This window comes from Paraburkholderia sp. FW306-02-B (assembly GCF_058782725.1).
This window is the reverse complement of the sequence record NZ_JBYSXZ010000001.1, coordinates 3697745-3717265: the sequence shown is the minus strand read 5'-3', so window position 1 is coordinate 3717265 and position 19521 is coordinate 3697745. Positions and strand designations below refer to the sequence as shown.

General features: G+C 62.2%; 18 protein-coding genes. 5 read left to right on the top strand and 13 right to left on the bottom strand.

The genetic code is table 11. The features are described 5' to 3' along the window. Positions 1–40: 40 nt before the first annotated feature. Positions 41–979 (bottom strand): Rossmann-like and DUF2520 domain-containing protein, encoded by a 939-nt coding sequence (locus tag AC3WOG_RS16495; protein WP_492578975.1) that lies wholly within the window; start codon positions 977–979, stop codon positions 41–43. Positions 980–1745: 766 nt separating this feature from the next. Here AC3WOG_RS16495 and AC3WOG_RS16490 point away from each other — a divergent pair. Both AC3WOG_RS16490 and AC3WOG_RS16485 read left to right on the top strand, forming a co-directional pair. Then, on the top strand, positions 1746–2042 hold the full coding sequence (locus AC3WOG_RS16490) for a hypothetical protein (RefSeq protein ID WP_492578974.1): 297 nt from the start codon (positions 1746–1748) through the stop codon (positions 2040–2042). A gap of 188 nt (positions 2043–2230) precedes the next feature. Then, positions 2231–3196, top strand: coding sequence for a threo-3-hydroxy-L-aspartate ammonia-lyase (locus tag AC3WOG_RS16485; RefSeq protein ID WP_492578973.1), 966 nt, complete (start codon positions 2231–2233; stop codon positions 3194–3196). Positions 3197–3269: 73 nt separating this feature from the next. Here the strand turns inward: AC3WOG_RS16485 and AC3WOG_RS16480 are convergent, their stop codons facing one another. Next, complete coding sequence (locus AC3WOG_RS16480) at positions 3270–3947, bottom strand: LysE family translocator (protein ID WP_492578972.1); 678 nt, start codon at positions 3945–3947, stop codon at positions 3270–3272. Between the two features lie 58 nt (positions 3948–4005). Continuing rightward, positions 4006–5574 carry a UbiD family decarboxylase gene (locus AC3WOG_RS16475; protein WP_492578971.1) on the bottom strand — a complete coding sequence of 523 codons (1569 nt, stop codon included), beginning with the start codon at positions 5572–5574 and terminating at the stop codon, positions 4006–4008. Between the two features lie 608 nt (positions 5575–6182). On the opposite strand from AC3WOG_RS16475, the gene AC3WOG_RS16470 reads away from it, so the two are divergent. Further along, positions 6183–7364: a transglycosylase SLT domain-containing protein gene (locus tag AC3WOG_RS16470; RefSeq protein ID WP_492578970.1), complete on the top strand. Its 1182-nt coding sequence runs from the start codon at positions 6183–6185 to the stop codon at positions 7362–7364. A gap of 140 nt (positions 7365–7504) precedes the next feature. Here AC3WOG_RS16470 and AC3WOG_RS16465 read toward each other — a convergent pair whose 3' ends face one another. The 7 genes from AC3WOG_RS16465 to AC3WOG_RS16435 form a co-directional block, all read right to left on the bottom strand. Continuing rightward, positions 7505–8701: a pyridoxal phosphate-dependent aminotransferase gene (locus AC3WOG_RS16465; RefSeq protein ID WP_492578969.1), complete on the bottom strand. Its 1197-nt coding sequence runs from the start codon at positions 8699–8701 to the stop codon at positions 7505–7507. 147 nt (positions 8702–8848) lie between these two features. Continuing rightward, positions 8849–9283, bottom strand: coding sequence for a transcription antitermination factor NusB (gene nusB, locus AC3WOG_RS16460; RefSeq protein WP_054037337.1), 435 nt, complete (start codon positions 9281–9283; stop codon positions 8849–8851). Continuing rightward, positions 9280–9786 (bottom strand): 6,7-dimethyl-8-ribityllumazine synthase, encoded by a 507-nt coding sequence (gene ribH / locus AC3WOG_RS16455; RefSeq protein WP_115098789.1) that lies wholly within the window; start codon positions 9784–9786, stop codon positions 9280–9282. Before ribH ends, nusB begins: the two co-directional genes overlap by 4 nt. 49 nt (positions 9787–9835) lie before the next feature. Next, the gene (gene ribBA, locus AC3WOG_RS16450) at positions 9836–10972 is read right to left on the bottom strand and encodes a bifunctional 3,4-dihydroxy-2-butanone-4-phosphate synthase/GTP cyclohydrolase II (RefSeq protein ID WP_492578968.1); all 1137 of its coding nucleotides are present in this window, start codon (positions 10970–10972) and stop codon (positions 9836–9838) included. Between the two features lie 432 nt (positions 10973–11404). Next, the gene (locus tag AC3WOG_RS16445; protein ID WP_492578967.1) at positions 11405–12382 is read right to left on the bottom strand and encodes a hypothetical protein; all 978 of its coding nucleotides are present in this window, start codon (positions 12380–12382) and stop codon (positions 11405–11407) included. A 60-nt stretch (positions 12383–12442) separates the two neighbouring features. Then, the gene (locus tag AC3WOG_RS16440; RefSeq protein WP_492578966.1) at positions 12443–12604 is read right to left on the bottom strand and encodes a hypothetical protein; all 162 of its coding nucleotides are present in this window, start codon (positions 12602–12604) and stop codon (positions 12443–12445) included. Positions 12605–12692: 88 nt separating this feature from the next. Continuing rightward, the gene (locus tag AC3WOG_RS16435; RefSeq protein ID WP_492578965.1) at positions 12693–15125 is read right to left on the bottom strand and encodes a TOTE conflict system archaeo-eukaryotic primase domain-containing protein; all 2433 of its coding nucleotides are present in this window, start codon (positions 15123–15125) and stop codon (positions 12693–12695) included. Positions 15126–15185: 60 nt separating this feature from the next. Between AC3WOG_RS16435 and AC3WOG_RS16430 the strand changes: the two genes are divergently transcribed. Together AC3WOG_RS16430 and AC3WOG_RS16425 are read left to right on the top strand one after the other, a co-directional pair. Next, complete coding sequence (locus tag AC3WOG_RS16430) at positions 15186–15413, top strand: AbrB/MazE/SpoVT family DNA-binding domain-containing protein (protein WP_408442142.1); 228 nt, start codon at positions 15186–15188, stop codon at positions 15411–15413. Beyond that, a complete protein-coding gene (locus AC3WOG_RS16425; protein ID WP_492578964.1) occupies positions 15410–15793 on the top strand; it encodes a type II toxin-antitoxin system death-on-curing family toxin in 384 nt (127 codons plus the stop codon). Before AC3WOG_RS16430 ends, AC3WOG_RS16425 begins: the two co-directional genes overlap by 4 nt. A 42-nt stretch (positions 15794–15835) precedes the next feature. Here the strand turns inward: AC3WOG_RS16425 and AC3WOG_RS16420 are convergent, their stop codons facing one another. The 3 genes from AC3WOG_RS16420 to hemL all read right to left on the bottom strand — a co-directional run bounded on the left by AC3WOG_RS16420 (position 15836) and on the right by hemL (position 19005). Then, positions 15836–16477 carry a riboflavin synthase gene (locus AC3WOG_RS16420; RefSeq protein ID WP_492578963.1) on the bottom strand — a complete coding sequence of 214 codons (642 nt, stop codon included), beginning with the start codon at positions 16475–16477 and terminating at the stop codon, positions 15836–15838. A gap of 16 nt (positions 16478–16493) precedes the next feature. Then, positions 16494–17651, bottom strand: a complete 1158-nt coding sequence (ribD, locus tag AC3WOG_RS16415; RefSeq protein ID WP_492578962.1) for a bifunctional diaminohydroxyphosphoribosylaminopyrimidine deaminase/5-amino-6-(5-phosphoribosylamino)uracil reductase RibD — start codon at positions 17649–17651, stop codon at positions 16494–16496. A gap of 70 nt (positions 17652–17721) precedes the next feature. Next, complete coding sequence (hemL, locus tag AC3WOG_RS16410) at positions 17722–19005, bottom strand: glutamate-1-semialdehyde 2,1-aminomutase (protein ID WP_492578961.1); 1284 nt, start codon at positions 19003–19005, stop codon at positions 17722–17724. Positions 19006–19521 lie beyond the last annotated feature (516 nt).

Genomic DNA, 19521 nt, shown 5'->3' with positions numbered 1-19521 from the left:
GGCGGATTGCGCGCGGCGCCGGTCGTCACATTATCACGGCTTACTTGACGCTTGCACCTGCTGCCGCCTGATTCAGCGAACGGTTAAGCGATTCTTCGACGACCTCGGCGATCGCGTCGATCGCAGCGGGTGGCTTGGCGCGGCGCTCGGCCAGCCCCACTGCGCGCCGCGACAGCAAACCGTACAGCGCGGCATGATCGCCGCCCAGACCTTCCAGCAGCGCCAACTGCTTCTCCACGACGCCAGTGTCGCCGCGCGACACCGGGCCGGCCAGCGCATTGGACAGGCCTTTGTCGCGGGCGGTTTCGATGGTGCCGGCCAGCATCGGCAGCAGCGCGCGCAGCGCGTCGTCTTCGGCAAAACCCAGCGTGCGCCACAGCGCGACGCATTCAGCGAGGCTGCACAGCGCGAAACTGGCGGCGTAGTGCGCGGCAGCGTGATACAGCATGCGGCCGCCCGCCGGGATCGACAGCGGATGGCAGCGCAACGCGACGGCCAGCGCCGTCAGCGCCTCTTTAAGCGCGCCGTCGGCCTCGATCGTGACCGAGCAGCCGGCGATCCGTTCGATGTCGGCGAGATCGCCGCTAAACAGGTACAGTGGATGAAAGCCGCCGATCGATGCGCCCTGGTCGCGCGCCGGCGCCAGCAATTCGACCGGCGAGGCGCCGCTGCAATGCACGAGCGCCTTGGCGTGCGGACCGTCCGCGGCGTCCGGGGCGAAGCGCAGTGTGTGCGCTGTCGTACCGATACTGTCATCGGGAACAGCTAAAAAGACGATATCGGCGGCGTCGACGGCCTGTTGTGGATCGTCGAATGCCGCGCAATGCTGGATTTGACTGGCGAGCCGGTTGGCCGAGGCTGCCGTGCGACTCGCCACCGCCGTGACCGGATAGCCGGCGCGAGAGAAGCCGTGCGCGAGACACCGCGCGAGTCGGCCCGCACCGATGAAACCGAGACGTGGCAGAGAGGGCTGGGACATGGTTGCCTGCTCCAGACGGGACAGTTGAACGGGAAAGCAGAAGTATCGCGCATCCGCCCGCCGATGGCGCGGCTTGGGCGCCCGCTTTCCTCAGATCAATTTGCGCGCGATATGGCGTGCCCGGCCGGTCATCCGGCGGCGTGCGTCCTGTGGACTCAAAAACTGCTCACAATTTGCTGCTGAGCCGGTTTGGCAGTTGCTGTTCTGGGTTGTTCGTCTCGCAGTCAGATTCGGGAGGTAACGATGAATATTTTTTCTTACCGAAAACACTTGCGGTTCTTGACGCATTCGCAGCGCCGTCGCTGGTGGGATCAGAGGAAGCGCTTGACCCCTCGCGTGCGCATCAGTGGCGCATACGTCCCACCTAACGTCTCCAGAGAATTCGCCTATGTGAAAGTAGGCTGAAAGCTTCGCCTGCTTGAGGGTAAGAGGTGCCCGGCGCGGTTGTGCCGGGCATTTTTCGTTTGGGCCGTCAGGATTGAAGCTAATTTGTAATCAAAGATTACTGACAAGTCAGCGCATTGCGCGCCGGGATCCGTCAGGAGGCTCATTCTCGCCCTTCGGACTCGCTTAACCCCTTAGTTTTCAGCCCGCTACGCCATCCGATCGCGGCGCGTCATACGAATGCCGCTTGCGACCTATTTCCACCGATTGCAATTTGCAACAAATGCGAACAGATACGCGATGACTTTTTCGATACATTGATTTTGTAGCATGCAAAGCATGCAAGTCGGCGACCTTAGTGGGCCGCGCCAGGAGAACAAAAGTGAAAAAGGTCGTTCCGTTTGTCGTTGCCGCCGCACTCGGCGTGGGGCTCGCCACTGCTGCGCAGGCGCACGTTTCTGTCGGTATCGGTATCGGGATTCCGATCGCGCCGGCGTATCCGGTTTACGCCGCGCCGCCGCCGGTCTATTACGCACCGCCACCGCCGGTCTACTATGCACCGCCGCCGGTCTACTATGCACCGCCTGTCGTGGTAGGCGGTTATTACGGTTATGGCCGTCCTTACTACCGTGGCTATTACGGCCACGGTTATTACGGGCATGGTTACTATCGCCGCTAATCACGGCAGAGTGAGTGTTAGATGAGTTGTTGACGGCGTAACGCCGGCTTGATCGCCGGGTTACGCCGTTGCTGTTTTGCGAGGCCGCGTTAGTCCTGAGGGCAGAGGGCCGTCGCACGAGTACATTCCAAAGCATTGTCGAAGCTGGGAGAATGGCTGTTTAGCCACCGCTCTGGAGAGTTTCGCCGATGCAAGTGCTTCCCGCCCCCACTTTCGACGATGTACTCGACGCCGCTGCACGCCTTGAAGGCGTCGCGCACCGCACCCCCGTTCTGACATCGAGCACGTTCAACGAGCGCACGGGAGCCTCGGTGTTCTTCAAGTGTGAAAATTTTCAGCGCATGGGCGCGTTCAAGTTTCGCGGCGCTTACAACGCGATCTCGCACTTCGATGCGACGCAGCGCGCGGCGGGTGTGCTGACGTATTCGTCGGGCAATCATGCGCAGGCGATTGCGTTGTCGGCGCGCCTTGCAGGCATCCGCGCGACGATCATCATGCCGCACGACGCGCCCGCCGCCAAAGTCGCGGCGACCAGGGGCTACGGTGGTGAAGTGATCAGCTACGACCGCTACACGGAGAATCGCGAAGAGATCGGCCGGCGGCTCGCCGAAGAACGCGGTATGACGCTGATTCCGCCGTACGACCATCCGCACGTAATCGCGGGGCAGGGCACGGCTGTCAAGGAACTGATCGAAGAAACCGGGCCGCTCGACATGCTGTTCGTCTGCCTCGGCGGCGGCGGCCTGATCGGCGGCAGCGCATTGTCGGCGGCGGCCTTGAGCCCGGCGTGCACGGTGATCGGCGTCGAGCCCGAAGCGGGCAACGACGGCCAGCAGTCGCTCGCGCGCGGCGAGATCGTGCATATCGACGCGCCGCGCACGATCGCGGACGGCGCTGCTTCCACCCATCTCGGCGACTACACCTTCGCGATCATCCGGAAGCTGGTCACGCAAATCGAAACGGTCAGCGACGAGCAGTTGATCGAGACGATGCGCTTTTTCGCGCAGCGCATGAAGATCGTGGTCGAGCCGACGGGCTGCCTTGCCGCGGCCGCGGTGCTCAACGGCATCGTGCCGGTGAAGGGCAAGCGCGTGGGCGTGGTGGTGAGCGGCGGCAACGTCGATCTGGCGAAGCTGGCGCAGTATCTCGCCTGATACGTCGGTTGCTACGTATTAGGCTACGGTTTTGGAAAGACGGAAAACGGCTCGTCGACGCGAGCCGTTTTTTTTAGCTCGCCGCGTGCGCCGTCTGCACGATCAGATCGCGATACCCGTTGACGATCACGCTATACGAGAAGTACGCGAACAGCAGTGCCGACAGCACGTGACAGGCGCGCAGCAGACCGGTGCCGGCGCGTTTGCGTCCGTGGCTGCCAAGTCCGCAGATAAAGATCGTCCAGCACAGGCCGCCGAGAAAGAAGCCGCCGAGGAACACCGGCGCGGTGGTCACGCTGGTCGCACCGGCTTTCGCGATCAGCGCGCCGCCGACTGCCGCGAACCACAGAATCGCAGACGGCGACGACACCGCCAGCAACACGCCGCGCAGAAAACCGCGCCACGCTGACAGATGCGGCGCATTCGGGTCCGCCTCGCCTGCAACCGGCGGCGCCGATGCCGGGAACATCGCTTCGCGCGCCATCTTCCAGGTGAGAAACAGCAGAATCGCCGCGCCGCCGATCCACACGACCCAACGGACCGATTCGAACTGTAGCAACGCCGCCATGCCCGCGAGCGCGAGCGCCGCGTAAATCAGATCGCCGATGCAGGAGCCGAGACCCAGCCAGAAGCCCGGTTTGAAGCCGTGCGAGAGCGTCAGCGAAATCATTGCGACGTTGACGAGACCGATATCCAGGCACAACGACAACGACAGAAAAAAGCCATCCGACATCATTGAAAAGGCATGCATTCGCGCAACTGTTCCATCAGTTTTGTTATTCAGACTTGTTCTGTTTTACAGGCTCGCGTTACAGGTCCAACTCGTTCCAAAGCGTGTCGATGCGATGTTTGATCGCGTCGTCCATCACGATTGGGCGGCCCCATTCGCGATCGGTTTCGCCGGGCCATTTGTTGGTCGCGTCGAGTCCCATCTTCGAACCGAGCCCCGCCACCGGCGACGCGAAATCCAGATAGTCGATCGGCGTGCGATCGACCAGCACGGTGTCGCGCGCCGGATCGATGCGCGTGGTGATCGCCCAGATCACTTCCTTCCAGTCGCGAATATTCACGTCCTCGTCGACCACGACGATGAACTTCGTGTACATGAATTGCCGCAGGAAGCTCCACACGCCGAACATCACCCGTTTGGCATGGCCTGGGTAGCTCTTCTTCATCTGCACGATCGCCATCCGGTAGCTGCATCCTTCAGGCGGCAGGTAAAAATCGGTGATCTCGGTGAACTGCTTCTGCAACAGCGGCACGAACACTTCGTTGAGGGCGACGCCGAGCACGGCGGGTTCATCGGGCGGCTTGCCGGTATAGGTGGAGTGATAGATCGCGTCGCGCCGCATCGTGATGCGCTCGACCGTGAAGACGGGGAACCACTCCTGCTCGTTGTAATAGCCGGTGTGGTCGCCATACGGGCCTTCCAGCGCGTGTTCGTACGCGGCCGAGGCGCCCTTGGCCGGACGCGGCGGCGCACCGGCCGGGGCAGGCGAGGGCGCGCCTTCCTGCGGATAGATGAAGCCTTCGAGCACGATCTCGGCGCGCGCCGGCACCTGCAAAGTGTCGACGCCCGGCGTAATGCACCTGGCGAGCTCCGTGCGCCCGCCGCGCAGCAGTCCGGCGAACTGGTATTCGGACAGCGTGTCGGGCACCGGTGTGACCGCGCCGAGGATGGTTGCCGGATCGGCGCCAAGAACCACGGCCACGGGATACGGTTTGCCCGGATTCTGCAGCGCGAATTCGCGGAAATCGAGTGCGCCGCCGCGATGGGCGAGCCACCGCATGATCAATTTATTGCGGCCGATCAGTTGCTGGCGGTAGATGCCTAAGTTTTGGCGGCTCTTATTCGGACCTTTTGTGACAGTCAGGCCCCATGTGATCAGCGGTCCCGCATCGCCCGGCCAGCAGGTCTGAATCGGCAGCTTCGCGAGGTCGACATCGTTGCCTTCCCAGACGATTTCCTGGCAGGGCGGCGCGCTCACCGTTTTCGGCGCCATGTCCCAAACAGCCTTCGCAAGCGAAAACAGTTTGCCGGCGTCCTTGAGCCCCCTGGGCGGCTCCGGTTCCTTGAGTGCCGACAGCAGGCGTCCGACGTCGCGCAGCGACTCCAGCGCGGCGCCATCCCCTTCACCGGCTTGCGCGTCGACACCCATGCCGAGCGCGACGCGGCGCGGTGTGCCGAACAGGTTGCCGAGCACCGGGAACGCATGCTCCTGCTTGCTCTCAAACAGCAAAGCCGGACCGCCGGCGCGTAGCACGCGATCGCACAGTTCGGTCATTTCCAGGATTGGCGAGACGTTTTGCGGGATACGGCGCAGTTCCCCGATCGTTTCGAGACGGCCGACGAAGTCGCGCAGGTCTTTGTATTTCATCTGGTCCGGTTCAGTGCCGCGCGAGCGGCTGGAATGAAGGGCGCAGCAGGTCTTTGCAGCGCCAAAACGATTGTCGATTTTACCTGTGTTGACTGGGGCACGTAGATCAGCCGAATGATCCTACTGGCTGGCGCTAATCGAGATAGCCGAAGAGGCGCGTACGGCGCGGTTTTCCACGCGCTGAACACTGTTCATTATTACAATTAGTTATACATTTACCTGTCTATAGTGTTGACGATCTATAAAACCCTGCATAGAATCCGTCCACATTGGTTGCAGGGCGTGAACCTTTTTACCACCGCCCCCGGTCCCTTCAGACGCAACGCGTCACCGTTTACCGACCCCCCTGCACGGTATTTGACGGTCTTACTGAAGTCCTCGCCAGCGCCTGTTGACGCTGGTTTTTCGCGTGGGAGCCTCCGCCTGCATGTTTTTTTGGCATGCCGCGGTCTCTTTGCAAGATGGCTCCCCACAAACGGTATTTGCCGTTTTCCCGACGTCGCAGCTGCCCTAACCAGACAGAGCGCGCGATGTCTTGACTCTGCGAATGTGTGTTACCGCCTGTTCAACTGGCGGAGTTCGCGGATCATGCAACATGGGAGATCTGAATGAACGCCTGGTTATCGTGGCGTCCCGATGAGCGTATCGCGCAAGTTGTGCGTGGTGCGTTGCGTCGCGGGACGCGAATGAGTCATCACCTGTTCAGCATCGTCGGCGGTTTCGCTGTCGTGCTGGCACTCGCGCTGTGGCTGATGCCGGCCTGGCGCGGAACACTCGCCGCCAAGTTGATGCCGGTCATTTCGGCCGCTGTGCAAGCCGGTCCCGCCCGTCTGCTGCAGGGCAACCCGCTGCCGGCTTTCGGGCCGCCCGCCGGCGCGTCCTCTGAAGACTCGCTGTCCGCGAATTCGACCAGCAACGACGCCGCTAGCGGCTCGAACAACGGCAACAATGGCGTTACCGCCAGCAACACCAGCTTCGACGGCGCTTTCGACGGTAGCGGCACGGCCGGAATGGGCGTGGCGGCGCTAAACGGGCTCGACCCGCGCACCATGCACAGCGTCAGCGCGCTGGCGCGGCTGATTCCGCAGCAACGCGTCTCGGCCGACGCACGCGACGATCGCGTGCTGGTTTCGAGCCGCGAGCAGGATCTGGTCTCTTCGTACCTGGCGCGGCGCTATCGCGTCGCTCAGGGGCCGGTCGGCGAGCTCGTGAAAGCGGCGTTCGACACCGGCCGCGAAGTCGGTCTCGATCCGCTCCTGCTGCTGTCCGTGATGGCGATCGAATCGGGCTTCAACCCGTACGCCGAGAGCGGCGTGGGCGCGCAGGGCCTGATGCAGGTGATGTCCAAAGTGCATTCGGACAAATTCCAGTATTTCGGTGGCCAGAGCGCGGCGCTCGAACCGGTCGCGAACATCAAGGTGGGCGCACTGGTGCTGAAGGATTGCATCGCACGCGGCGGTTCGCTGCCGGGCGGCTTGCGTCTGTACGTCGGCTCGACCTCGCAGGACGATGGCGGTTACGGCGCCAAGGTCATGGCCGAGCGGGGCCGTCTGCGCGATGTGGCGCGTGGCCGCAAGGTGCCGGTCAACGCACCGCAGGCGCCGGCTCTGACCGCGTCGACCACGGCTACGGCTACCGCAGCGGGTAACGGCAAGCGCGTGCAGGTAACGCTCGATAATAGTCATCCGCTGAGCGCGGCAGCACCGGTGAAGGCGCCGGTTTCGGAGCAGGACGACGCTAGCTCCAACGCTACCAAGCATGTGGCGTCGGCTTCGGAGTTGGGCGCCTGAGGTTGCTGGCTCCCGGTCGGCGTGACGCGAGAGGCGGCTCCAATAAGAAAAAGGACACCCTAGGGTGTCCTTTTTTCGTTTGGCACTGCGCCGCGCGGCAATCAGTCTCGTCAGACCTTGCTGCCGTTCCGTGCCTTCGATCAATGCCGCCCGAACAGCTTTGCCAATCGTTCGACCGCTTCTTCCAGCTTCGGATAGGCGGTCGCATACGAGAGCCGGATGTACGCCTTCGGCGCATGCGTGCCGAAGTCCATACCGGGGACCAGCACCACGCCCGCATCGTGCAACATTGCCTTGGTCAGCGCCGCGCTGTCGCCGGCTGCCGGATGCGCGACCGTGCCGCAATCGGCGTACACGTAGAACGCGCCGTCAGGCATGACCGGCACCGAGAAGCCCAGCGATTCCAGCGCCGGTGCAATGAAGTCACGGCGGCGTTTGAATTCGAGGCGGCGCGCTTCGTAAATCGCGATCGTTTCCGGTTCGAAACAAGCCAGCGCCGCGTGCTGCGCGAGCGCCGACGCGCAGATGAACAGATTCTGTGCGAGCTTTTCGAACGCGCCGACCATCGCCGGCGGCACCACCAGCCAGCCCAAACGCCAGCCGGTCATGTTGAAGTACTTCGAGAAGCTGTTGACGGTGATGACGTCGTCGCCGAAGGAGAGCGCCGAAACGGGTTTCGCGTCGTAGCTCAGGCCCTGGTAGATTTCATCGACGATCGTAAAGCCGCCGCGTGCGCGTACGGTCTTGACGATGCGCTCGAGTTCGGCCGGTTCGATCGACGTGCCGGTGGGGTTCGACGGCGACGCCAGCAGCACGCCTCGGGTGCGCTCGTTCCACAGACGCTCGACATCGGCGGTGGTCAGTTGGAAACGTTCGGCCGGGCCGCTCGGCACCATTACCGGCTTGCCTTCGGCGGCGATCACGAAATGCCGGTTGCACGGATAGCACGGGTCGGGCATCAGCACTTCGTCATCGCGGTCGACCAGTGCCGCGCACGCTAACAGCAACGCGGCGGACGCGCCCGCCGTGACGACGATCCGCGCCGGATCGACGCTGACGCCATAGGCCTCGGCGTAATGCGCCGAGATCGCTTCACGCAGCGCGTGCAGGCCGAGTGCATTGGTGTATTGCGTGACGCCGCGGCGCAGCGCGCTGGCGGCGGCCTCGATGACCGGCTCAGGGGCGGTGAAATCGGGTTCGCCGATTCCCATGTGAATGATGTCGCGCCCATCGCGCTCCAGCAGCGCGGCTTCCTTGGCCAGCTCCATCACATAGAAAGGCTGGATGGCGTCGACGCGGGCAGCAAGCCGCACCAAGGGTTCGGTCACGGAGTTCATACGATCCAATCCAATTCAGAAGCAAAGGCGGGACGGCGCCCCGCGCATGCGTTCATGCGCGCAGCGGCGTCCTTGCGAACGGTCCAGCGGTCCAGTTGCCGGCACTCCGGCGTTTCCAGCGAGGCGCATGGCGCATGCGCCTCACGCTCAATGCTTGCGAGCCGCCTGCGTTTCAGCGGCGCGCAGTTGCGCTGACAGCTTGTCCAGCACGCCGTTCACGTATTTGTAGCCGTCCGCGCCGCCAAACGTCTTGGCCAGTTCGACCGCCTCGTTGATGACCACGCGATAGGGGATATCGACGTGATTCTTCAGTTCGAATGCGGCGACCAGCAGCACCGCGCGTTCGACCGGCGAGAGCTGGTCGATCGGACGGTCGAGGCACGGCGCGATATCGGCTGAGAGCGCTTCCGAGTCACGGATCACGCCGTGCAGGATGGCGTCCAGATGTTCGTGGTCGGCCTTGTCGAAGCCCTGCGCGCCGCGCAGTTGCGCGTCGATTTCACCGCCGGGCGAGCCCGACAGCAGCCACTGGTAAAGCCCCTGCGTGGCCAGTTCGCGGGAGCGTCGGCGTGCGCTCTTCATGCCTCTTCCTCTTCTTCGTCTTCTTCTTCGTCATCGCCGCCGAGTTGCTCGAGCGCGACAGCGAGATTGGCCATTTCGACGGCCACGCGCGCCGCGTCACGACCCTTTTCGGTCATGCGTGCGACAGCTTGCTCGTCGGTTTCGGTGGTCAGCACGGCGTTGGCGACCGGAATGCCGAAATCGAGGCCGATGCGCGTGATGCCCGCGCCGCTCTCGTTCGACACCAGTTCGAAGTGGTACGTCTCGCCGCGAATCACGGCGCCCAGCGCGATCAGTGCGTCGAATTGCGCGCTTTCGGCGAGCTTTTGCAGCGCCAGCGGGATTTCCAGCGCGCCCGGCACGGTGACCAGCAGCACGTCTTCGCCGGTGACGCCAAGGCGTTCGAGTTCTTCAATGCAAGAATCGGCGAGGCCGTTGCAGACGGGTTCGTTAAAACGCGCCTGGACGATGCCGATGCGCAGTCCGTCGCCGTCGAGATTCGGTTGGTATTGTCCGATTTCCATGTGAATTCCGTAGTGTTTTGAGTGAGCGCTAAGCGCGTGAATGGTCGGATCAGCCTTGATGCGGAACCGGCGCGGTGCTGCCCGGCATTGGCACGAAGCCGGTGACTTCGAGGCCGTAGCCCGACATGCTGCCCAGCTTGCGCGGGTTCGACAGCACCTGCATCTTGCCGACCCCGAGTTCGCGCAGAATCTGCGCGCCGATACCGTAAGTCTTGAAGTCGACCGGCCGGCGTTTGAGCGCCTCGGCTTTTTCTTTCGAGTCGAACGCCTTGAAAACGTCGATCAGGTGGTCTTTCGAATCGCCGCAGTTCAGCAGCACGATCACGCCGAGGTCGCGCTGGGCGATCTCTTTCATCGCCGCATCCAGCGTCCACGAGTGGGTCGATTCGCCGACTTCGAGCAGGTCCAGCACCGACAGCGGCTCGTGCACCCGCACCGGCGTGTCCAGCTCCGGGGTCGGCGTGCCGCGCACCAGCGCGATATGCGGCTGGCCGCTCGGCTGGTCGAGATACATTACCGCGCGAAACGCGCCGTGCGCGGTTTGCATGGTGCGTTCGCAAATGCGCTCGACGATCGATTCGGTGCGGCTGCGATAGTGAATCAGATCCGCGATCGTGCCGATTTTCAGATCGTGCTCTTTGGCGAATTCCATCAGGTCCGGCAGGCGCGCCATCGTGCCGTCGTCCTTGATGACTTCGCAGATCACCGCGGCCGGCGTGAGGCCTGCCAGCGCGGTGAAGTCGCAGCCGGCCTCGGTGTGGCCGGCGCGCACCAGCACGCCGCCGGGCTGCGCCATGATCGGGAACACGTGGCCCGGTTGCACGATGTGCTCGGCTTTCGCGTCCGGCGCGACCGCGGTGGCGATCGTGCGGGCGCGGTCGGCCGCCGAAATGCCGGTGGTGACGCCTTCGGCTGCTTCGATGCTGACGGTGAACGCCGTGCCGTACTGGGTGCCGTTGCGGTAGGTCATCAACGGCAGGTTCAGCAGCTTGCAGCGTTCCTGCGTGAGCGTGAGGCAGATCAAGCCGCGGCCATAACGGGCCATGAAGTTGATCGCTTCCGGCGTGACGAATTCGGCGGCGATCACGAGGTCGCCCTCGTTTTCGCGGTCTTCTTCGTCGACGAGGATCACCATCCGGCCTGCTTTCAGTTCGGCAATGATCTCTGGAGTGGAGGCGAGCGTCATGTTGGCAAGATTTTCGAAGAAAGCGCGTATTTTACGCCACGCGCGCCTCCAAGTCGCCTGCGCCGGATGGCATAGGCCGTTTGGCTGACTGGCGGGCGCCAGGCATCTCGATGCACGCCGCCAGCGAGGGCGCTCGCCGCGGTCGATAGGACGGTTTAATCCAGCGCCGTTACTTACAGCGCAAGTCGACCATTACCCCGCGTTTTGCGACGTCGACAGCATGCGCTTCACATACCGCGCAATTGCGTTGAATCTAACGGCAAACGCTTGGCCTGCAAGGCGGTTACGCAAAAATGTGGCTGGTATACCGTCGGAAATACCGTCAAGTGGCAGCGTCTGTCGCGAGACTGCAATGGACGCAAATGACGCTTCACATGATGCGGGCGTTTTGTTTCACTCGTTCTGCACCGAGGGCGATCACTACTCCGTTGCTCACCGCTTTGGCTCCCACATATACCCAGCCTTCGTCAACCGGGTAACCCAGGCCCTGCGTTTCCCGTGCTGCGCCATCAGTCGTACAAGCCGGCGTCGAAATGTCGCCTCGCGTTTGGCGCCTGAGTACGCTTCGGCAAGATCCTGCAGTGCCCGGAAAGCCTGATCATAGGACGATCCTGATCCACGCTGGAGCTTTGTATCGATGGCGGACCAGGCGCTGTCCTCATCTTCAAGTAGCGACGTAAGGTAGCTGGTGCGCTCTGCCTTGCGTCGCGCTTCGGCGGCCTCGCGCGCCTTGCGCTCTTGATGTTCGCGAATGGCACGGTGAGAACCGACCTGTGCGGCAATCTCGACTACAGATCGGCGTTCGGGCAGTGCGGCACGATTGGGCACCCGTGCCTGCTCCCGCATGAGGAACCTGCGCCGAAGGGTTCGTTCGGCTTCCTGGCTCCGTCCTTCGAGCAGCATGCACAGCGCAGCCCGCATTTCATCTTTCGTCAACTCGAGCAGCCAAGGATCGAACCGGCCATTATCGTCGGACCCGGCAGCCAGTGGAGCGCTCGTTTCTGCCGCAGCGGCGAGCCAGTCCGGATCGAGCATCAGGAATTCAGCAAGGGCGTTTTGCGCAGGCGTCAGTGTCTTGAGTCCGTCCGGCAACTGCGGTTCACAATCATCGTCGCGCAATTCGCCATTGCCTAGCCGGGCTAGCCAGCCGAGATAAAGCGGACGTGTATCGCCTCTGAGCAGTTCGTCGCGGATGGGCAGCAGCCGCACCATCCACCCTTCGCCGCCAGCTTCTTCCGAGAAGTGAACGTGCTCTCCAGCGTCGCCGTTGAACCACCAGTCGAGGAGGCAATGTTCGCCGGCGTCGATGACATCGAATGCCTTCGCAAATTGCGACCGTATCGGGCGCTTCCTGCGACCAGTGTATTCGAGCAGCGACCGTGCATCGAATATTGCCCGCGGCAGTCGCAAGAGAAGGCGGCAGCTACCCCAGTTAGCGGAGTAGACGTGGGCGTCGAAATAGCGCTCTACCTAGTCGAGCGGATCACCTTTGAGATTGCCCCAGTGGTATTCATTGACGAAGCTGGAGGCGGTGATCGTCGCGCGCGTGGAGCGGTTTCGCAACTCGGCTTGCTGTTGCCCGGTAAGCGGTCGGTCGACTGCGGCAAATTCGTAATATTGGTATTCGCTCACGTTTCAATCTTCGTTGTCGATGTCGGCAGTTACTGTTCGCTACGTTGCTGCTGGCTGAACCTTTGCACCTCCGGCCTCTGGACGACCACTATAGAAGCCGGTGGGTCGGGTTTGGACTATCTATCCTATATCCCATTGCCCGATAGCCGGCCTGGCGCTTGTCCCACATCCGAAGCAAGCCCGGATGCCCTGTGTCGACGAAGTCGATGATACGAACATCCACTTTCGTTATGTGCTCGCGGTGTAGTCGTCCAGCGTATTGCTGGAGGGTACCTTTCCACGAAATGGGCATTGCGAGGACGAGCGTATCGAGTGGCGGATGGTCGAAACCTTCGCCCACGAGCTTGCCGGTTGCCAGAATCACTCGTGGAGCATCTGCCGGCAACGCTTCGAGTTCGGCGATTACGAGATTTCGTTGTTTCTTCGACATGCGCCCATGCAGCGTGAAAATCTTTCCCACTCTTTCGGTCAGGACTTCTCCGATGGCGGTGACGTGTTCGGTGCGCTCGGTCAGAACGAGAATCTTGCGCCCGCTCGAAAGCGCATTGACCACCTCGTTCCCGATGGCCGCTGTACGGTGCGGGTCGGTAGCGACATGCCGGAAAACATCCTGAATGCCTGCTTCGGCGGGCAGATCAATCGTCGCGGACTGGATTCGGGGAATGACCTCAAGGTCGTGTGGCGCTGTGTCCGGTCGTGAGGCTGTATGGCGGATCGATCCGCACTGCATGAATATGATCGGATGCTGACCGTCTCGCCGGATCGGCGTCGCGGTAAGCCCGAGCACATACTTTGCCTTGGCGCGCTTCAGCAATGCCTCGAATGAGACGGCGGAGAGATGGTGGCATTCGTCCACGATCACATGCCCGTAGTGCTCGATCAACTCGTCCGTGTCGCCCTGACGCGAAAGCGACTGCATGACGGCAATATCGATTTTCCCGCTTGGCTTCGCCTTGCCACCGCCAATTGTGCCGACCATGCCTTTGCCGGCACCCAGAAACGCACGCAGCCGTTCCTGCCATTGCCTGAGCAGTTCGGTTCGGTGTACAAGGACCAGCGTGTTGACCCCGCGTCGGGCGATCAGGGCTGCCGCGGTCACTGTTTTGCCGAATGCGGTTGGAGCACATAGCACCCCAGTGTCATGTCGAAGCATCGCCGCGATGGCGTCTTCCTGGTCGGCTCGCAACGTGCCTGAAAAGGCAACATCAAGCGGCTTGCCTGAAAACCGCTCGTCGTGGAGTTCGCAGCGAATCCTGTTGTCACGAAGCAACTTGCGGGCAGCGTCGAGACATCCGCGCGGTAACGCGATGTGCTTCGGGTAGTTTTCCGCACAACCGATAACCCGTGCTTTGTCCCAGACAGGGAAACGCATGCTCTGGGCCTTGAAAAATTCGGGATTTGGAAAGGCGGCAAGGCGGATCAGCCGGTTTAGCAGGGGTTGGGGGAGGTGCGCCTTCTCGAAATAGACGAGATTGGCCGCGGTGACAGAGAGCGAAGCCGGCATAGGACGCGGCAATGCGTCTTGCCGGCTTCTGCGCATTTTCCACGGTTCCTGCTGGTCCTCCTCGGTGAAGGTTATGTCGAGAGGGTGAGTGCCGCCCGTAGCATCCACGATGGTCTGCTCGATCGAGTCAGCTGCCATCGACTGGATCGACGCCAGATAGGCCCACTGGTCCGCGTAGGGCTGGAAGTCCCCGTCGACGAAAACGCTGCAACCCTGCTCACGCGGCGTCTTTTGCAGGGGCAGTGCAATCAGGTTGCCGAAACCACCCTTCGGCATCGTATCTTGGTTTGGGAAAAGCCGATCGTAGGACGCCAGTTTAAGTTGCCGCATCCGCGCGCATGTGTGGCTGATAATCGCGGTGCCAAGGCGCCTTGCATCCCGTGCAGGGACGGCAGACTGGAAGAAAATCCAGATGTGCGCGCCATTGCCGGAGCGCGATATTTCGAGCGCGGCCGGTACGCCTAGTTCGGTGCATGAAGATCTGAAAGCCCGCGCATCTTCCCGCCAGTCGGCCTCATCGAAATCGACGGCAAGAAAACGACAGGTATCATCAGCCAGCAAGGGGTAGACGCCAATCGTATGCTTACCGGCAAGGTGGTCATAGATGATCTGATCGGATAGCGGTATCAGAAGGCGGTGGCCGCAGTCGGCGCATTTGATGCGTGGCTTTTCACAAATGCCGGGTCTCCATTCGTTGGCACACGCGGGCGAATAGCCAGATTTGCCGGCCTTGCTTTCCCACCTAACCGGATATGCGTCTGTACGACCCTGAAACAGACGACGGAACAAAATGATTTTCTCGTCCGTGCTCAGGCGAGATGGCTCGGGCCGCTGCAGGGCAACAGGTACCGCCATCGACGGTCGCGCGTCAATGCCGTGCGCTTCGAGCAAGGCACGGAGTCGCGCGTTTTCGGCTCGTAGCTGCTTCAACTCGTTTATTTCAGGGGGCGTGGCAGCGTCGCGAATGGGATGGTCATGTTTCTGCCCCTGAACACGAACTGGGGGGAAGCCGCTCAATCCTTGTCCTTTTGGTGATTGGCTGCTATATAATAATCATTATATAGTGCGGAGGGCGTCATGCTTACATTCAAGGTCACGACAGTCGGGGCTTCGGCAGGTTTCATTCTTACCAAGGAGGCGATGGTACGGCTCAAGGTACAGAAGGGCGATACGGTGTATCTGACCGAGGCACCTGAAGGTGGCTACCGGATTACGCCGTACAACCCGGATTTTGAACGCCAAATGAAACTTGCGGAAGAGATCATGCACGATGATCGCGATATCCTGCGAGCGTTGGCCAAATGACGGCATGGCGGTGGGTTCGTGCCGATTTGACCTACGCTGTCCATGATCGACAACTGGCTGAGCACGGCGGCCTTGATGGCGTGCGCGACAAAGGGGCTGTGGAATCAGCGCTGGCGCGGCCACAGAATCTCGATGTGTATGCGGGTGCGGACGCGGCGGCGCTCGCCGCCGCGTATGCCTACGGGTTGGCGCGGAATCTTGGCTTCGCGGACGGCAACAAGAGAACCGCTTGGGTGGTTGCGCGCCTTTTCCTTGCAGACAACGGCTATCGGCTGAAGTTTGATCCCGCTGACGCGGTCAGGACTATGGAAATGGTGGCTGCTGGCGCGCTCGAAGAAGCTGCGCTGGCGGAGTGGTTCCGGCAGCGGATCGCCGAGTAAGTCGGCGACGATTAAACCCAAAACTCGGTCTGGTTCAACAAGTTACGAGCGTCCTGTGGGTGACGCTGCCGACAGCATGCGCTCCACATATCGCGCAATCAGATCGATCTCCAGATTCACCTGCGAATCTTCATGCAGATTCTTCAGCGAGGTCACCTGAACCGTATGAGGAATCAGGTTGATCGAAAACTCGCAGCCGTCGTCGCGATCTTTAACCGAGTTGACGGTCAGGCTCACGCCGTTGACGGTAATCGAGCCTTTGTACGCTAGATAGCGGCCGATCTCACGCGGCGCTAAAACGCGCAGTTCATGCGATTCGCCAACCGGCGCGAAATGCGTGACCGTGCCGAGGCCGTCCACATGCCCGGACACGATATGGCCGCCGAGCCGGTCATGCGCGCGCAGCGCCTTCTCGAGATTCACCTCGCCGGGCTCGCCTAAGCCGACCGTGCAGTTCAGGCTTTCGCGCGACACGTCGACTTCGAACGAATGCGCGGTTTTTGCAACGACCGTCATGCAGGCGCCCTGGATCGTGATGCTGTCGCCCAGTTGCACGTCGTCGAGATCGAGGCCGCCGGCTTCGACGTTCAGGCGCACGCCCGCGTCGCCGTCTGTCTTGCCGTCGTCAGCGAGGGGTTTGACTGATGCGATGCGGCCGACCGCCGCGACGATTCCTGTAAACATCGTGCTGGTTCCTTGATCAATTCGAAGTAGGTTGGGGTGCGGGTCCGGGCTCGGTTTCGGGTGCGGGATGAGGCACGAAGCGCGCGAGAATCCGCAGATCGTCGCCGATCCGGTCGACCGCGTGGAAGTTCAGTTGCACGCGGCCCTCGAGCGTGTCGGGCGCGAGCAGATTGAACATGCTCATCGAGTCCGTGCCGAGCAGACTCGGGGCGAGATAAACCAGCAGTTCGTCGACACAGCCTTCGCGCAATAGCGAGCCGTTCAGCTTGTAGCCCGCCTCGACATGCAGTTCGTTGACGCTGCGTTCGCCGAGTACTTTCAGCATCGCGGGCAGGTCGACCTTGCCGGCCGCATTGGCCAGTTGCACGATCTCCGCGCCGCGATCGCGCAGCGCGTTAGCGCGTTCGGTATGACGCTGATCGAGATTACCGCAGAAGATCAAGGTCGGCGCGCCCGCCAGAATCTGCGCTTCAGGCGGCACGTCGAGCTGGCTGTCGATCAGGATGCGTTGCGGCTGGCGCGGCGTGTCGACGGCGCGCACGGTCATGCGCGGATCGTCTTCCTTGACGGTGCCGATGCCGGTCAGAATCGCCGATGCACGGGCGCGCCACGCGTGACCGTCGGCGCGCGCCGCTTCGCCGGTAATCCATTGACTGGCGCCCGAGGGCAAACCGGTGCGGCCGTCCAGCGACGCCGCCACTTTCATGCGTACCCACGGGCGGCCGCGCGTCATGCGCGACACGAAGCCGATGTTCAGTTCGTGTGCTTCGTTGGCGAGCAGCCCGCAACGCACTTCGATGCCGGCATCGCGCAGCATCGCGAGGCCGCGCCCGGAGACCTGCGGATTCGGGTCTTCCATCGCCGCGACCACTCGCTCGACCTGCGCGTCGATCAACGCATTCGCGCACGGCGGCGTGCGGCCGAAGTGGCTGCACGGCTCGAGCGTCACGTAGGCCGTCGCGCCGCGCAGGTCATGGCCGCGCGAACGCGCGTCTTTCAGTGCGCGGACTTCGGCGTGGTCCTGGCCGGCCGGTTGCGTGAAGCCTTCGCCGATCACCTCGCCGTTCTTGACCAGCACGCAACCGACACGCGGATTCGGGTCGGTCGTGTACATGCCGCGCCTGGCCAACGCGAGCGCGCGTTCCATATGGACGAAATCGGTTTGCGAAAACATCGGTGTCCGGTCGGGTACGGTAACTAGGCTGTCGTTGAGTGTCGGGTTCGCGTTCGTGTTGTCGCCGGCCTCAGGCCGCAAGCGAGGCGAACGCGCCACGCGCTGCGTCGATCGTGGCGTCGACGATCGCCTCGTCGTGCGCGATCGACACGAAGCCGGCTTCATACGCCGACGGTGCGAAGTACACGCCCGCGTCGAGCATCTTGTGGAAGAACGCATTGAAGCGCGGCACGTCGCTCTTCGTGACTTCGGCGAAGCTCGTCGGGATCGACTCGGTGAAGTACAGGCCGAACATGCCGCCGAGCGAATCGGCCGCGAACGGCACCTTCGCTTCGTGCGCGACATTCGCAAGACCTTGCACGAGACGCGTGGTGCGCGCGGCGAGCGTGTCATAGAAGCCCGGCGCCTGAATCAGTTGCAGCGTCTTCAGGCCCGCGGCCACCGCGATCGGATTGCCCGACAGCGTGCCCGCCTGGTAGACGCCACCGAGCGGCGCAAGGTGAGCCATGATGTCGCGCCGTCCGCCGAAGGCTGCCGCCGGCATGCCGCCGCCGATTACCTTGCCCAGACACGTGAGATCCGGCGTGATGCCGTAGACCTCTTGCGCGCCACCCAGGGCGACGCGGAAACCGCACATCACTTCGTCGAAAATCAGCACCGAGCCGTACTCGGTGCACAGACGCCGCAATGCTTGCAGGAATTCGGGCGTGGCGCGCACGAGGTTCATGTTGCCCGCGACCGGTTCGACGATCACCGACGCGATCTCGTTGCCGAACGCCTTGAACGCTTCCTCGAGTTCGGCGACGTTGTTGTATTCGAGCACGGTGGTGTGCTTGGCAATGTCCGCCGGCACGCCTGCCGAAGTCGGATTGCCGAACGTGAGCAGGCCCGATCCGGCTTTGACGAGCAAACTATCCGCGTGGCCGTGATAACAGCCTTCGAACTTGACGATGCGACTGCGGTTCGTGAAGCCGCGCGCGAGACGCAGCGCGCTCATGGTCGCTTCAGTGCCGCTCGATACCATGCGGACCTGCTCGATCGACGGCACCAGTTTGCAGATTTCTTCGGCGATTTCCACTTCCGATTCGGTCGGGGCGCCGAACGAGAAGCCGTTCACCAGTACGCGCTGGACCGCTTCGAGGACTTCCGGGTGGACGTGGCCGAGGATCATCGGGCCCCACGAGCCGATGTAGTCGATATAGCGGGTTTTGTCGGCGTCCCAGAAGTAGGGGCCTTCGGCGCGCTCGATGAAGCGAGGGGTGCCGCCTACTGAGCGGAATGCTCTTACCGGCGAGTTCACGCCGCCTGGGATGGTGCGCTGTGCGCGGTCGAAGAGGGTCTGGTTTTTGGACATGGGTGGTGGCGATGCCTTTGAATTCGGGATTGCGCAGCGGCGCGGGAGGATGCCTTTTTTGCGCTTCGCGCGGCGCTGGGGTTGGTGGGGAAATTGTACCGGAGTCAGCGTGAAGAGGTTTTGTGTTTGCCCCTCTGGGGTGGGGGTGCTGTTTCCTGTGCTTTTTCCTGATTTTCTCTGCCTTCGCGGCGCTTTATCTCTGTGTGCCTGTGGTGTTGCCTTTCCTTGCTTTTTTATTGGTTTATTGGCGCTGCCCCTGTGCGGGGCGGCACCTACTTTTCTTTGCCGGCCGCAAAGAAAAGTAGGCAAAAGAAAGCGGCTTCACACCGCTGATATGACTCCCGGTGTCAATCGGGATCGGTTTTTCGGTTTCTCAAATTCATATTTACCTGAATTTCCTGAGGGCGACGTAGCAGTACATCTCGACGGTGGATCACGCTGATATCCGCGGGTTGGGTACCGCATTACAGAGGTCCGCCCAATGAGCCTGCCGCAATCTAAAGCCGCAAGTCGGAT

Excerpts from the sequence above, each read along its gene's own strand:
- AC3WOG_RS16495 (WP_492578975.1), bottom strand. The coding sequence starts at position 979 with ATGTCCCAGCCCTCTCTGCCACGTCTCGGTTTCATCGGTGCGGGCCGA.
- AC3WOG_RS16485 (WP_492578973.1), top strand. The coding sequence starts at position 2,231 with ATGCAAGTGCTTCCCGCCCCCACTTTCGACGATGTACTCGACGCCGCT.
- AC3WOG_RS16480 (WP_492578972.1), bottom strand. The coding sequence starts at position 3,947 with ATGCATGCCTTTTCAATGATGTCGGATGGCTTTTTTCTGTCGTTGTCG.
- AC3WOG_RS16475 (WP_492578971.1), bottom strand. The coding sequence starts at position 5,574 with ATGAAATACAAAGACCTGCGCGACTTCGTCGGCCGTCTCGAAACGATC.
- AC3WOG_RS16470 (WP_492578970.1), top strand. The coding sequence starts at position 6,183 with ATGAACGCCTGGTTATCGTGGCGTCCCGATGAGCGTATCGCGCAAGTT.
- AC3WOG_RS16465 (WP_492578969.1), bottom strand. The coding sequence starts at position 8,701 with ATGAACTCCGTGACCGAACCCTTGGTGCGGCTTGCTGCCCGCGTCGAC.
- nusB (WP_054037337.1), bottom strand. The coding sequence starts at position 9,283 with ATGAAGAGCGCACGCCGACGCTCCCGCGAACTGGCCACGCAGGGGCTT.
- ribH (WP_115098789.1), bottom strand. The coding sequence starts at position 9,786 with ATGGAAATCGGACAATACCAACCGAATCTCGACGGCGACGGACTGCGC.
- ribBA (WP_492578968.1), bottom strand. The coding sequence starts at position 10,972 with ATGACGCTCGCCTCCACTCCAGAGATCATTGCCGAACTGAAAGCAGGC.
- AC3WOG_RS16430 (WP_408442142.1), top strand. The coding sequence starts at position 15,186 with ATGCTTACATTCAAGGTCACGACAGTCGGGGCTTCGGCAGGTTTCATT.
- AC3WOG_RS16425 (WP_492578964.1), top strand. The coding sequence starts at position 15,410 with ATGACGGCATGGCGGTGGGTTCGTGCCGATTTGACCTACGCTGTCCAT.
- AC3WOG_RS16420 (WP_492578963.1), bottom strand. The coding sequence starts at position 16,477 with ATGTTTACAGGAATCGTCGCGGCGGTCGGCCGCATCGCATCAGTCAAA.
- ribD (WP_492578962.1), bottom strand. The coding sequence starts at position 17,651 with ATGTTTTCGCAAACCGATTTCGTCCATATGGAACGCGCGCTCGCGTTG.
- hemL (WP_492578961.1), bottom strand. The coding sequence starts at position 19,005 with ATGTCCAAAAACCAGACCCTCTTCGACCGCGCACAGCGCACCATCCCA.